Genomic DNA, 13,017 nt, shown 5'->3' with positions numbered 1-13,017 from the left:
GGTCAGCAGAGCAGGTCCAGGTGGTGGTGGGCGTCCTCGGCGATCTCCTCGTGCCGCAGCCAGCGTCGCGCCCACAGCCGGGCCACCAGTTCCGCCTGCTCGTCGCCCCACGCGGCGTGCTCGACGAGCAGCGCCGTGGTGAGCGCGTACGCCAGGCGCAGCGCCAGGCCGCGAGCACCGGCCAGCACCGCCTCCGCGCCCGGGTCGGCGGTCACCGCCGCGATCGTTTCGCCCAACTGCGCGGTGGCCGTGGCCAGGGTGTCGGCGAGCGCCGGCGACAGCGGCCGGGCAAGGTCGACGGCGGCGGCCAACCGGCTCAGCAGCGGCGCGCCGGCGTCCTCCCGGGTCAACGCGCGCAGCACGTCCAGGGCCAGCACGTTCGTGGTGCCCTCCCAGATCGGCAGCACCTGCGCGTCGCGCAGCAGCCGGGGCACGCCGGTGTCCTCCACATAGCCGGCGCCGCCGAAGCTCTCCACGTACTCGCTCGCCGAGCTGACGGCGAGCCGCCCGGTGGCCAGCTTCGCCAGCGGCGCCACGATGCGCAGCTCCGCGGCGGCCTCCGGGTCGGCGCCGACCTCCACCCGCCCGAGCAGCGCGAACGCGTGCCCGGCCAGCGCGAACGCACCCGCCGCGTCGACGCCGAGGGTGCCCAGGGTGGCCCGGTGCAGCGGCGAGGACACCAACGCGCCACCGGCGACGTGCCGCACGTCGGCGTACGCGCGGGCGTAGGCGAGGCCGCGCCGCATCCCACCGGCCGCCGCGGCCGCGTTGTGCACCCGGGTCACCACGACCAGGGTCATCGCCCGCACCAGGCCGGGCACCGCGGGGTCACCCAGCGGTACGGCGTACGCGTCGTGCAGGCCGATCTCGGCGGTGGGCAGCGCGCGGGTGCCGAGTTTGTCCTTGAGCCGGTGCACAGTCACACCGGGGGCGGGCGCGTCCGGTGCCGCGCTGGTGGCCAGCGGTGAGTCGGCCGCGTAGCGGGGGACCAGGAACGGTGCGAGCACCCGGCTGCCGCGTCCGGCGCCCTCGGGTCGGGCCAGCGCCACCGCCACCGCCGCGTCGGCGGCGGAGCAGAACCATTTCTCGCCGGTCAGCCGCCAGGAGCCGTCCGCCGCGGGCCGGCCCACAGTGCTCGATCGGCCCAGGTCGGAGCCGCCCTGCGCCTCGGTCATCCACTGCCCGCTGGTGATGGCGGTGGCCGGGTCGGTGGAGATCAGCCGGGGCAGCCACGCGTCCCGGATCCCGGCATCGACGTCGGGCATGCTGAGCAGCGCCGCCGCACCGTCGGCCATCGCCACCGGGCAGGAGAACGTCGCCGACTCCGGCCCGTACAGGTGCAGGAGGGCGTGCTGCACCACCCGCGCGGCGGCGCCCCAGGTGCCGCGCGCGTCCGGCAGGTAGGGCAGCGCCACCACGGCGTGCCGGGCGGCGGCCTCCCGCTGGGCCTGCCAGCCCGCCGACGTGTCGATCCGGTCGACGCGGGCGCCCCACGGGTCGTAGCGGACAAGCGTGGGTGGATGCGCCTCGGCGTCGGCGTGCGCCGCCCGCAGCGGCCCGACGACGTCGGCGGCCAGGTCGGCGAGGCGACCCTTGGCGGCGGCGTGCCCGGCCGGGCCGAGGTGACGCTCCAGCCAGGACCGCAGCAGGGCATCACCGGCGTACGGGTCGGCGGGCGGTGGTACCGGCTGCACGAAACGGCTCATCGGTCGGCTCCCTGGCACTGCTCGGGGGGATGTGCGCCGACGGTAGACGATCCGTGGCCGCCGCGAACAGGGCACAGCCGCGCACCGGACGGACCCAGTTTCCGACTTGTCCCGAATTGAGGGACGGTGTTCTCTACGGTCGTTAATCATGGGTGCCGGCCAGCCGTGGAGCCGACCGGCCCGGCGGCACCGCCCGATGCGCACCGGGCTGGCGGTCGTCGGGTTCGGCGTGGCGCTGTGCTGCGTCGGGGTGGCCGGGCTGGGCGTGTGGAACCTGCAAACCGTGCGTCAGGCCGCCGGCCCGATCCGGGAGACCGCCGACGGGTTCCTCAACGAGGTGACCCTCGGCGACAGCGACAAGGCGTACGAGCGGCTGTGCTCCGACGCGCGCAGCAAGTGGAGCCCGATCGGCTTCACCAGCTGGGTGCGTACGCCCCCGATGGTCACCGACTACGAGATCACCGACGTGTCGGTGGCCACCCGCAGCGGACGCCCACAGGGCACTGTGACGGTGAAGCTGACCCGCGACGGCGGGCTCAACGAGGAACGTCGCCTGCCGGTGGTCCGCGAGAGCGGGGGCTGGCGGGTGTGCGGCGACCCCTTCTAGCACGGTGTGTCGTCGTCGGCGTCCGTGCCACGCCCATCGGGAGAACCGTCGCCGGGGAGATCCACCTCGATGGTCATCTCACCGGCGTCGGTGGAATCGAGGCCATCAGCGGGGTCATCCACCTGCTCTACCGTCTGCTCACTCCCCCCGCCCAGCGGCCGTTGATGCTCCGGGTCGCCATCGGGTTCGGCGTTCTCAAGCGCTTCCTGCTCTTTCTTTCGCTGCTGCGTACGCTGCACCATCCCCCTGATGGGCTCCGCCACCGCGTCCAACAGCCTGTTCTCCGTCGCCTGCACGTTGACGACGCTGGCCGCCGCTACGACCAACGCCCCGACGGATGCTTTCACGGTGTCGACCACAGAGTGTGCGCCTCGCGTCCGCTCGGCCTGCGCCGCCTCGGCGGTCGCCGCCCGTTCCTCGGCCCGGTCCGGCTGCTCCACCGTCTCCGCCCAGGTGTCGGGACGCTCAGCGTGGGACCCCTCGCCCTGCTCGGGTGACGGGTCCGCCCGGTCACGATCCTCGCCCTGCTCGGGCGGCGGGTCCGCCCGGTCACGATCCTCGCCCTGCTCGGTGCTCTCCGACCGTCGCGTATCGCGGCGGTCGTCATCGTCTGGCCGTTCGGCCGCGTGCTGCGGACCGTCCCAGCGTGGACTCACCGATCACACCTTTCTGTCGTACGCGCCGTTGGCGAGGACCCGCATCGGCCACCGGCAGGCCGCGAAGTGGGTGTCGACGGCCTCGGCGAGGCGGTCGGGCCAGGACGGGGTGTCGTACTCCGTGCCGACGGCCGTCTCGATCAGCGACGGCGTACGGGACCCGAAGGCCACTGCCCGGCAGGCTTCCCGGTCCCGCTGGTCGGTGTCGAACAGTTCCGAGACCACTGCGAGCTGCTCGGTCACGGTACGGCCCGGGATCTCCACGCCGTACCGTCGCACCTGCTCGGAGGCTCGCGCAGAGCCTTCGGGGCGGGCTGCCTCGGCCCGCAGGTCGTCGCGCAGCACCACCCAGCGGTACCGGTGCGCCAGGAAATCCGGTTCCTGCTCCGCGCAGCGCCCGCCGCCGAACGCCGTCCAGTGCAGCGAGTCGACCACATGCCGCACCAGCTCGTCCGGGTCGCAGCCTGTCGACAGGTGCGCGGACCGGACGGCGACGGCGCCGTCGACAGCGTGCGAGAGAGCGCACTCGCGCAGCCGTACCGGCACCATCCGCAGAACCTGGATCAGTTCCGCGCGGATGGCAGGGGTGGGCCAGCCGGTGAGGTGCCCCAGCACCGCCAGTTCGCCCCAGAGCCTCAGCCAGGGCAGGTCCGCCAGCAGCAGTTGCGCCCGGCGCATGTCCCGCAGGGTGCAGGGCTCGGCCAGGCAGGCAGTGCCGCAACTGGCGCTGCGACGCCCGATGATCTCCGACAGATCGGCGGTGGCAGCCCGCGCGGTCGTCTCACGGTCGGTGCCGTCCGGCACGCGGACGAGCACCGGGTGGTCCATGCCGTCGGTGAAGACCGCGCCGACACCGGGCGGCAGCGTCACGACGAATTCCGACTGGCGCTGGGTGAGGTTGACAGTCGCGCCGACGGCGTCCCGGTCGTCGCGCGCGGGCAACCGGTGGATGACCTTCACGGCGGTGTTCTTGACGACGTCCGGGGCGATCTTCTCCGGGATCTGCTCGGCGATCACCAAGCCCTCACCGTACGCGCGGATCTCCGCCAGCAGCCCGGCGAACAGCTCCACCGCGTGCGCGGCCGGGCCAGGGCGGTCGGCGCGCCGCAACAGCCGGTGCGCCTCCTCGATGACGCTCAGGTGTCGCAGGACCACCCCGGCGTCGCGGTCCTCCCGGCGGTCGCGCACCCGCAGGTACTCGGTCAACTGGATGAGCAGGGCACCGATGAGGAACGCCTTGTCCCGGTCGTCGCCGACGTCCTCGATCTCGAAGACGACGTTCGAGTCGAGCAGGCGCGCGACGTCGATGGGGTGGCCGCCCTCGAAGAAACCGCCGGTCGTACCCAGCCGCAGGCTGCCCAGCCTGACCCGGATGAACCCGCGGACGTTGTCGGTGACCTCGCGGCCGTACCCGATCTGGCCCACCACCTCCTCCGCCGCCTGTTGCAGGTCACCGAGGGTCGGATAGCGCGGGCGGTGCCCGGGTAGCCGCGGTTCACCAAGGGCCAGGTCCCACCCGAGTTGTTCGTACGACAGCGCCAGGGCGGCCCCGAGCACCTGGGGGAAGGGCTCGTCCGCGTCGAAGGCGGCGAGGAACAGGGCACGGACGAGGTCCGCGTGGGTCTGCAACGGGAAGCCCGGCACCGGTCGCAGCGGGTTGAACCCCGCCGGCGGCGCCGTACCCTCGCCGGGGCGGACCACGACGACGCCCGCCCCCGGCAGCCGGTTGGCCATCCGCCGGTACTCGGCCTTCGCGGGCTCGATCACCAGCCAGGGCAGCCCTGCGGCGGTGGCCTGTTCGAGCAGGTGCCGGATGGTCTGCGACTTGCCGGCCCCGGTCGCGCCGCAGACGAAGGTGTGCCGGTTGAGGCTGGTCATCGGCAGCCGCAACGGGTCACCCACTGTGCCGTGCCGGTCGAGCACAGCGCCGATCGCCAGCGACTCGGCACGGACCGGAGGTGGCTGCCGGTCCGTACCGGCGGCGACCACTGCCGGTGGCTGCTGCCGGACCTCGCCGGCGGTCGTCTCCGGGGTGACGTCGAACTCCGACCGTACGGTCAGGCGCACTCCGGGCACCTCCTCCGTCGGGGCGACGGCCAGGGCGGCGACGAGCGGGGAGCTGCCGAGAAACGAGCCACCCGGGCCGGCGGGCGCTGCCGGTTCGTCGGCCCGGGTGGCCAGTCCGGTCCGGCCGAGCAGGTCGGTCAGGTCGCCGCGCTCGCGGGTGGGTGCCAGCGCGTAGGGCAGGCCGTGCAGGTCTGCCGACGCGCAGAGCAGGCCCGCAACGGCGGCGGCGGCTCCCGGCGTGGTACCCGCGGCCAACAGGTGGATCCGCCACCATCCGAGCGTCTCAGCGGCGGCCAACTCCCGGTGCCGGCGCCGGAGCCGCAGGGCGCGTACGGCCTGGGTGGGCGACGAACCTCGGGCCGTGGCGTCGCGTTCCTGAACGGCGAGATGCCGGGCCTGCTCCGCCACCTCGTCGGCGGGGACCGGGTCGGCGAGCAGCAGCCAGGCGAAGGCGTCCTGCCAGGCGCCGAGCAGGCAGTCGTCGAGGCGGGGGCGTAGGTCGATGCGCGGATCCCGGTCGTCCCGCTCCTCGATCAAGCCGTCTGTCATCCCGACGATCCGTGTCCAGCAGGGCAGTGCATCGAGCATCGCGGTCACGCCTCCGGCGGGGTAGGCCACGCCGACCGAGCCCGCGAAGAGGCTGGACCGGCGCCGACCGGCACCTGAGGCTTCGACACCGCCGCCGGTGAAGACGTGGACGCCGTTCTGCGCGTTCGGCCGGCACCAGCCGACGACGACCGGGCCGCTGCCGCCACTCACGGCACCCGCGTGGTACGCGGCCACGACGGCGGCCAACCGCTGTCGGCGCCCCGGATCACCGCGTACCTGGTCCATCTGCGGGGGCACTCGTGGCAGCTCCACGATCCGGTGTGCCGGCATGGTGTCGAGCCAGCCGCGTAGGGTCCGCCGGGGGTCGCCCGGAGACGTCACCGCCATTCCTCCGGGTAGCGCTGATCGGCCCAGTTCGACTCGTCGTAGGCGGGGTGCGATTGTCCGGGCAGGGTGCGCGGCGGCTCACCGGACGGCTGGACCGCGGCCTGCGACGGATGCGGGAGAGGCAGATCCGGCAGGGGATTGGTGGTGACCCGGGGGAGGGAGACGATGTCCGGGTTGCACTCCACGCTGCGTACCGACAGTCTCCCCGTGCCCTGCGTGACCTCGATCAACGCGTAGTCCGGCAGGTCCTGAAGAGTCCGTGGCTCGACCACGTACTCGTAGGACCGTTGTTCACTCTGGGACTCGTTCCAGTTCCCGGAGTCGGCGACCGTCCTGGTGTGGGTCCAGTTCCGGCCGACGCTGACGCTCCTCGGCCCGGGGCCACTGCTGATCTGGTCGGAGAATCCGAGGGTGTTGCCCTGGGAGTGGGTCTGGCTGCCGCCGAGCGTACGGGTGAGTTGGCTGAGGCGGAACGTGTGTTGCCTGCCGATGAAGTCGGCGGCACGCGCGGCCTCCTCGTGGTTGCTCAGGCGCATGAACGCCACCACGTCCCCGCCCACGGCGCGGACCGCCGAGTCCCGCAGATGACGGAACATCACCACGAGTCGGACTCCGCGGCGTATGCACATGTCGCTCAGCCGGTCGATGTGCCGGTGGTTGAGGTCGTCCGCGCCGGCGATGACCAACGGGCCGACGAACGGCTCCGGCGAGACGAGCCGCTGGATCAACCCCTGCAACACCAGTTCCTTGAGCAACTCCTCCCGGACGTTGTGCGCGGTGTTCTCGTAGACGAGGCAGGTCAGCCCGGGTTTGCCCAGATCGTGTTGGTCCTCTCTCCGGCCGGTCGCGGTGAACAGGTCGCGCAGCGGGCGCAGGTGGGATTCGATCCGCCGCAGGTTCAGGTGGGTCTGGCGCCGGAACTCGTCGGAGAAGAGCGCGTCGCCGATGTGCTCCCGCTCGGCCTCGCTCAGCTCGGGGAAGTCGCCCGGCTCGTCGAGCAGGACGCTTACCGCCGCGGCGATCCTGGGGATCGTGACGTCCTCGCCAAGTGCCCGGCAGACGCTCGACAGGATGCGGTCGTCCTGGGCGCGGTCGGCCCGCCGCCCGGCGGGGGCGTCACCGTGCATCGCCTCGACGAGGCTGTCGACCAGGCCCTGTCCGTCTGCCTCGGACAGCAGCGTGGTCTCGCCCACCTGATCGGGCAGGCGGATGGCGGTGACGTCGATCGAGGCCGCTCTGGCCAGCCAGACGAGTTCGTGGCAGGTGGGCTCGCCGGAGAAGTCCACGAGGGTCATCGCGCCCGTGGTCCGGAGCATCGAGGTGCCCATGACGGTCAGCAGGGCCTCCCAGCCCCAGGCGCTGCCACCGACGATGTCGACCCGGCGGGTCGTCGGCGGCATGAGGGCAGCGCCCCATTCGAGATAACTGTCGACCCGCCTCCGCTCCGCGGCGTCGAACTGCGCGCGGCGCTCCTCCCAATCCGCGCACTCGGCCTCGTAGAGTCGCGACTGTCGCTCGCGCTCCCGCACCGGCCCGTCTTCGGCGGCGCGGCTGTTGAACCAGCTCAGCAAGGCGCCACCGATCATCACCGCGAGCCCCAGCAGGATGATCACACCAAGATCGGAGGTCGGCCCCTGACCGATGATCCCGAGACAGAGAAGAACCACCATCACGCCGAAGCCGATGCTCACCCATTTCCGCATGCGGCGCCACTTGTCCACGCTCGCCGTCGCGGCGTTGAAGTAGACACCGTCGCCTACCTGTCCGGGCACCGGGTACGGCTCGGGGAAGCGGTGGCAGTAGAGGTGCCTGTCGCGGAAGACCCAGCCGAGGCGTTCCCCCTCGACGAAGAGAAAGTCCAGGTACGCCGATCCGTCTGCGGAATCGCTCATCGTTCACCCCGTGTGGTGACGTGTGGATCACAGCAGTATCGCGGACCTATCAATCAATGACCATCGTTCTCTTGGGTGCACCCGACGAGGGCGGTCTACACGCGCGGACCGAGGTCGCCGGTGCGGTGGTGCCGCCGGCAGAGCACCTGGTAGCGCACGTCGGCGGTGGCCGCTGTGTCGCCGATGACGACCTGCGCGCCCTCGCGGACCACCTGCCCGTCGACGACCCGGGCGTTGAGCAGCCCTTCCCGGCCGCACCAGCAGAGCACCTCGACCTGGATGCGGGCCACCTCGTCGGCCAGTTCGAACAGCCGCTGTGCGGCGGGGAACAGGCAGGACCGGAAGTCGGTGGCCAGGCCGAACGCGAACACGTCCACGTCGTAGCTGTCGACCAGTTCGGCCATCTGCTCGACGTGCTCGACGGAGTAGAGGCCGGCCTCGTCGCAGATCAGGTAGTCGACGCGTACCCCGTCGGCCCAGCGGCCCCGCACGAGTGCCCGCAGGTCCAGGTCGTCGGTGACCTCGATGGCCTCGTGGGCCAGGCCGATGCGGGTGGTGACCTGCGGGCCCAGCGAGCGGTCGATGCGGGTGGTGACCAGCCCTCGGCGTCCCTGCCGGGCGTGGTTGTAGTTCATCTGCAACGCCATCGTGGACTTGCCGCAGTCCATCGGCCCCCAGAAGAACTTCAGCGCCGCGGCGTGCAGGGGACGCCCGTCGGACCCGCTCGCCGCCGCGCATCCGGCCGCGTGGTGCGGGCCGGCGTGCGGGTGGGCCAGGCAGGTGGGGGCGGTGGCGGCGTCGTCGGTCACGGTCGGGCAGCCTAGCCCATCGGCCGACCTGGATAGGTCGGCCGATGGGCGGCGTGCTCAGAGCACCCGGGGCGGCGTGTTTCCGGCGGCGATGATGGCCCGGCGCATCGGTACGGCGAGGAGCAGCAGGAACCCGACCACGAAGAAGATCAGCAGGGAGACCAGACCCACCCGGTAGGAGGCGGTGAGCTGGAACACCAGGCCGAACGCGAGCGGGCCGAGCCAGCTGGTGCCCTTGTCGCTGATCTCGTAGAACCCGTAGTACTCACCCTCCTTGCCGGCGGGGATGAGCTGGCTGAACAGCGACCGGCTCAGCGCCTGGCTGCCGCCGAGGACAAGGCCGATTGCGGCACCGAGGATCATGAACGGCACCGGCGCCTCGGCGGGCAGCCGGAACGCGGCGAGGATCACCACGGTCCAGAGCACCAGGCTGAGCAGCACTGTCTTCCAGGCGCCGATGCGCTTGGCAAGCGCGCCCAGGGTCAACGCGCCGCCGAAGGCGAGGAACTGCACGAGCAGGATCGTGATGATCAGCGTGCTCTGCTCCAGCCGCAGCTCCTCGGTGCCGTACTGGCTGGCCAGGGTGATGACGGTCTGGATGCCGTCGTTGAAGACGAGGAAGGCGAGCAGGAAGTACAGCGTCAGCGGGTACGCCTTGATCTCCCGCATGGTGCGCCCGAGCTGCCGGAACCCGTCGATGAGCACGTTGCCGCCGCCGCCGGCCAGTGCCGCGACGCTGGGGCGCTCGCGCAACCAGCGCAGCGGCACCAGCGTGAACAGCGCCCACCACACCCCGGCGGACACGATCGACCAGCGGGCCAGGTCCAGGGTGCGTTGCGGGTCGTCGCCCTTGTCCAGCAGGGTGATCGCGACGAGGTTGAGGGCCAGCAGCAGACCGCCGCCGAGGTAGCCCAGGGCCCAGCCGCGGCTGGAGATGCCGTCGCGTTCGTCGGGGCCGCCGAGCTGCGGCAGGAACGAGTTGTAGACAACGATGGCCGCGCCGAAGGAGATGTTGGCGATCAGGAACAGCGCACCGCCGAGCAGGTAGCGGTCGCCGGTCACGAAGGCCATCAGGATGGTCGCGCCGGCGCCGGTGAACGCGGCCCCACCGAGCAGCCGCTTCTTGTGCGCCGACCGGTCGGCGATCGCCCCGATGACCGGCAGCACGAACACCGTGAGAAACACCGACAGCGAGATCAGGTACGGGTAGTAGGAGCCGGCGGCGACCTTGATGCCCAACGGGTAGACGTACCCGTTGCAGGTGTCGGCGCCCAACTCGCAGCCGGCGGCCAGCTCGGCGACGGTGGTCAGGAACGGGCCGAGGAACACGGTGATGACAGTGGTCTGGAACGCGGAGTTCGCCCAGTCGTAGATGTACCAGCCGCTGCGCTCGCGGCGGGTGCTCGCCGGGGGCGGGGTGTCGTCCACCGTGGGGGTCACGGTTTCGGCCATCGGGGGTCCTTCGACGATCAGGCGGCCCAGTGGCCGCGGCTGCGGTAGACGTCGCGCAGCAGGCCGACGTGATCGGTCATGATGCCATCCACACCACGATCAAGTAAGTCGTGCATCTGGGCAGGTTCGTCGATCGTCCAGACGTGCACCTGAAGGCCGAGACGGTGGCAGTAGTCAAGGAATCGGCGGTCCACCACTGGCACCCGTCCGTAGCGTGGTGGCACCTGCGCGGCGACCACCGACTCGGGCAGTCGTAACGGGCGGCCGTGCAGTGAGGCGAGCCGCAGTCGGGCCACTGCGCGCATGCCCAGGCCGGTGGCCACCCGCCCCTCGGTGAGCGCGCGCAGCCGGGCCAGCCGGGCGTCGCTGAACGAGGCGAGCAGCACCCGGTCGTTGGCGCCGGCCCGGGCCACGGTGGCCACCGTCGGCTCGACACCGCCGTCGGCCTTCACGTCGATGTTGAAGCGGACCTGCGGCCAGGCGCCCAGCACCTCGTCGAGCCGGGGTACGACGGCGGCGCCGCCGACGCGTACCGAGGCGAGGTCGGCCCAGCTCAGGTCGGCGATGCGCCCCGACTCACCGGTGACCCGTCGCAACGTCGGGTCGTGGAAGATCACCGCAACTCCGTCGGCGGTGGCGTGCACGTCGGTCTCCACGTACCGGTAGCCCAGGCCGATGGCGCGGGCGAACGCCTCGGTGGTGTTCTCGTCGCCCTCGGCGGCGCCGCCACGGTGGGCGAACGCCAGCGGTCCTGGCGCGTCGAGGTAGCCGGGTCGGGTCAGCACGCGACGCAGTATGCCTGCCTGCGGTGGACCACGCGTGGCCTGCCGGCGACGATCGCCGCAACGATGCACAGGCGAAATCGGGTTGCCGCAGCGCGAGGGCGGACACTAGATTCGGCGTCGTGACTGCCGGGTCGGCCATTGGCCACAAGCGGACAGGGCACCCGGCGGGCGAGTGACCCCCGGGCGGGCCCGAGGCCCGCCCGTCTCCGCCCTTCCTCCGTGCTCGGGTTCGCGCTCACGCGTCGTGTCGTCGCCGCCGCGTGGCCGGCCATTCCTGTCTGCCCGTGCTCGCCGCGCCGTGTCGCGGCGAGCCCCTGTTTCCTGGGAGTCACGTGCCACACAGCTTCAATGACGACATCATCGCGGAGTTCCGCGCCAACGGCGGCCGCGTCGGCGGTTGGTTCGAGAACGCCCGCCTGCTGCTGCTCACCACCACCGGGGCGCGTACCGGCGCCCCGCACACCACCCCGCTGGGCTATCTGCCCGACGGCGGGGAGCGGGTCCTGGTCATCGCGTCCGCCGGTGGGGCGCCACGTGACCCGCAGTGGTTCCGCAACCTGCTGGCCGATCCGCAGGTCACTGTGGAGGACGGGGTCTTCACCTATCGCGCCAGAGCCGACGTGCTGACCGGGGCCGAACGGGACGCCGTCTTCGCCCGGGCGGTGGCGGCCGACCCCGGTTGGGGCGAGTACCAGGACCGGGCGGGGCGCGCGCTGCCGGTGGTGGCGCTGGAGCCGCTGCCGGGTCCGCCGACCCCGCCACCAGGCCCGCCGGGTACGGCGCTGATCGCCGTGCACGAGGCGTTCCGGCGGGAACTCGCGCTGATCCAGCAGGAGGTCGACAGGGCCGGGCCGCACGTCGGCGCGCAACTGCGGGTGAACTGCCTGAGCCTGTGCGAGGGACTGCACGGCCACCATGAGCGCGAGGATGCCGGCCTGTTCGCCTGGCTCGCCGACCAGCGGCCCGACCTGGCCGCCGTGCTGGCCCGGCTCGCCGACGAGCACCGGGCGGTGGCGGCGGCGCTTGACGAATTGCGCATTGTCCTGGGTACGCCACAGCCGGACCGGGAGGTGCTGCGCCGCGAGGTGGCCCGGCTCACCGACCAGGTACGGGCGCACCTGGCGTACGAGGAGGAGCAGCTCGTGCCGCTGCTGAACGCCGCCGCCTGACGCGCGCACCGGTCGGGCTGGCCCTGAGGTGGGTCAGCCCGACCGTCGGCGGTGTACGCGGCTGGTGTCGCTCGGGCGACCCGGGTCCACGTACCGGGGCGTGTCGGGCTCGTCGGGGCGCAGCGGGGCGAGGGCATCGGTGAGCGCGTCGATGATCCGGTCGGTGGCCCGGCGGGCGGCTCCGGGGTCGGAGGCGTTGATCTCGCCCAGGTCGACAGGTTCGCCGAAGTGCACGAGGATCACCGGGCGGCGCCGTATCAGGCGGGCCAGGCCGCGCAGCATCCCCCGGGGAGCCCGGTAGGGCAGCACCTCGTGGGCGCCCCACTGGGCGACAGGGATGACAGGTGCGCCGCAGTCCAGGGCGAGGCGGGCGGCGCCGGTCTTGCCCCGTTCGGGCCACATGCCCGGGTCCAGGCCGATGCGCCCCTCGGGGTAGATGAGGATCACCGATCCGGCGGCGACGGCTGTGGTGGCGGCGTCGAGTGCCCGGTGCACGGCGCTGGTGCCCCGGTCGACCCTGATGTGGCCGGCGTGGCGCATGAGGGTGCCGACCACCGGGGCGCGGAACAGGCCGGCGGTGGCCATGACGCGGGGGGAGATGCCGCGGATCTGGCAGGCGGCGACCAGCGCCACCGGGTCGAAGGGGCTGATGTGGTTGGCGGCCAGCACCAGCGGCCCTCGGCGCAGGTGCGCCGGGACGTCGCCGGTGACCTCCAGGCGGGCCACCAGGGCGACCACGGCCCGGGCCAGCAGCTGGGCGCCGCGCCAGATCAACGGCGGCTGCCAGGGGGAGTGTGCGGTGTTCATCAGCGCGCCATCGTCGCACGCGGCGGTGGGGCCGCGAGGGCGGGTCGGCCGGTTGATCACGCCGGGCGTCCGGGCCGAAGGGGCTGGGCGGCACGCCGGCCGGGTGGGCCGGGCGGCCGGGTGATCAGGGT

General features: G+C 72.4%; 10 protein-coding genes. 2 read left to right on the top strand and 8 right to left on the bottom strand.

The window, feature by feature from the left end:
* Positions 1-2: 2 nt before the first annotated feature.
* On the bottom strand, positions 3-1,706 hold the full coding sequence (locus tag ADK66_RS29635; protein ID WP_053661171.1) for an acyl-CoA dehydrogenase family protein: 1,704 nt from the start codon (positions 1,704-1,706) through the stop codon (positions 3-5).
* A 148-nt stretch (positions 1,707-1,854) separates the two neighbouring features.
* Here ADK66_RS29635 and ADK66_RS29630 point away from each other — a divergent pair, with 148 nt between their 5' ends.
* On the top strand, positions 1,855-2,313 hold the full coding sequence (locus tag ADK66_RS29630) for a hypothetical protein (protein WP_053661169.1): 459 nt from the start codon (positions 1,855-1,857) through the stop codon (positions 2,311-2,313).
* On the opposite strand, the gene ADK66_RS29625 is transcribed toward ADK66_RS29630, so the two are convergent.
* The 6 genes from ADK66_RS29625 to ADK66_RS29600 form a co-directional block, all read right to left on the bottom strand.
* Complete coding sequence (locus ADK66_RS29625; protein ID WP_157553083.1) at positions 2,310-2,753, bottom strand: hypothetical protein; 444 nt, start codon at positions 2,751-2,753, stop codon at positions 2,310-2,312. The two genes, ADK66_RS29630 and ADK66_RS29625, sit on opposite strands and share 4 nt — an antisense overlap.
* A gap of 219 nt (positions 2,754-2,972) precedes the next feature.
* The gene (locus ADK66_RS29620; RefSeq protein WP_197281683.1) at positions 2,973-5,966 is read right to left on the bottom strand and encodes an ATP-binding protein; all 2,994 of its coding nucleotides are present in this window, start codon (positions 5,964-5,966) and stop codon (positions 2,973-2,975) included.
* Positions 5,963-7,864: a hypothetical protein gene (locus ADK66_RS29615; RefSeq protein WP_053661162.1), complete on the bottom strand. Its 1,902-nt coding sequence runs from the start codon at positions 7,862-7,864 to the stop codon at positions 5,963-5,965. Before ADK66_RS29615 ends, ADK66_RS29620 begins: the two co-directional genes overlap by 4 nt.
* Before the next feature lie 95 nt (positions 7,865-7,959).
* The gene (locus ADK66_RS29610; RefSeq protein WP_053661160.1) at positions 7,960-8,673 is read right to left on the bottom strand and encodes a thymidine kinase; all 714 of its coding nucleotides are present in this window, start codon (positions 8,671-8,673) and stop codon (positions 7,960-7,962) included.
* Between the two features lie 57 nt (positions 8,674-8,730).
* Positions 8,731-10,125, bottom strand: a complete 1,395-nt coding sequence (locus ADK66_RS29605) for an MFS transporter (protein WP_053661158.1) — start codon at positions 10,123-10,125, stop codon at positions 8,731-8,733.
* Between the two features lie 17 nt (positions 10,126-10,142).
* Positions 10,143-10,910 (bottom strand): glycerophosphodiester phosphodiesterase, encoded by a 768-nt coding sequence (locus tag ADK66_RS29600; RefSeq protein WP_053661156.1) that lies wholly within the window; start codon positions 10,908-10,910, stop codon positions 10,143-10,145.
* 332 nt (positions 10,911-11,242) lie between these two features.
* On the opposite strand from ADK66_RS29600, the gene ADK66_RS29595 reads away from it, so the two are divergent.
* A complete protein-coding gene (locus ADK66_RS29595; RefSeq protein WP_053661154.1) occupies positions 11,243-12,079 on the top strand; it encodes a nitroreductase/quinone reductase family protein in 837 nt (278 codons plus the stop codon).
* Positions 12,080-12,112: 33 nt separating this feature from the next.
* On the opposite strand, the gene ADK66_RS29590 is transcribed toward ADK66_RS29595, so the two are convergent.
* The gene (locus ADK66_RS29590; RefSeq protein WP_053661153.1) at positions 12,113-12,886 is read right to left on the bottom strand and encodes a 1-acyl-sn-glycerol-3-phosphate acyltransferase; all 774 of its coding nucleotides are present in this window, start codon (positions 12,884-12,886) and stop codon (positions 12,113-12,115) included.
* Positions 12,887-13,017: the final 131 nt, after the last annotated feature.

Source organism: Micromonospora sp. NRRL B-16802 (assembly GCF_001279555.1).
Classification (GTDB): Bacteria; Actinomycetota; Actinomycetes; order Mycobacteriales; family Micromonosporaceae; genus Micromonospora; species Micromonospora profundi.
The sequence above is the reverse complement of the archived record's forward strand: the minus strand, read 5'-3'. Positions and strand labels throughout refer to the sequence as shown.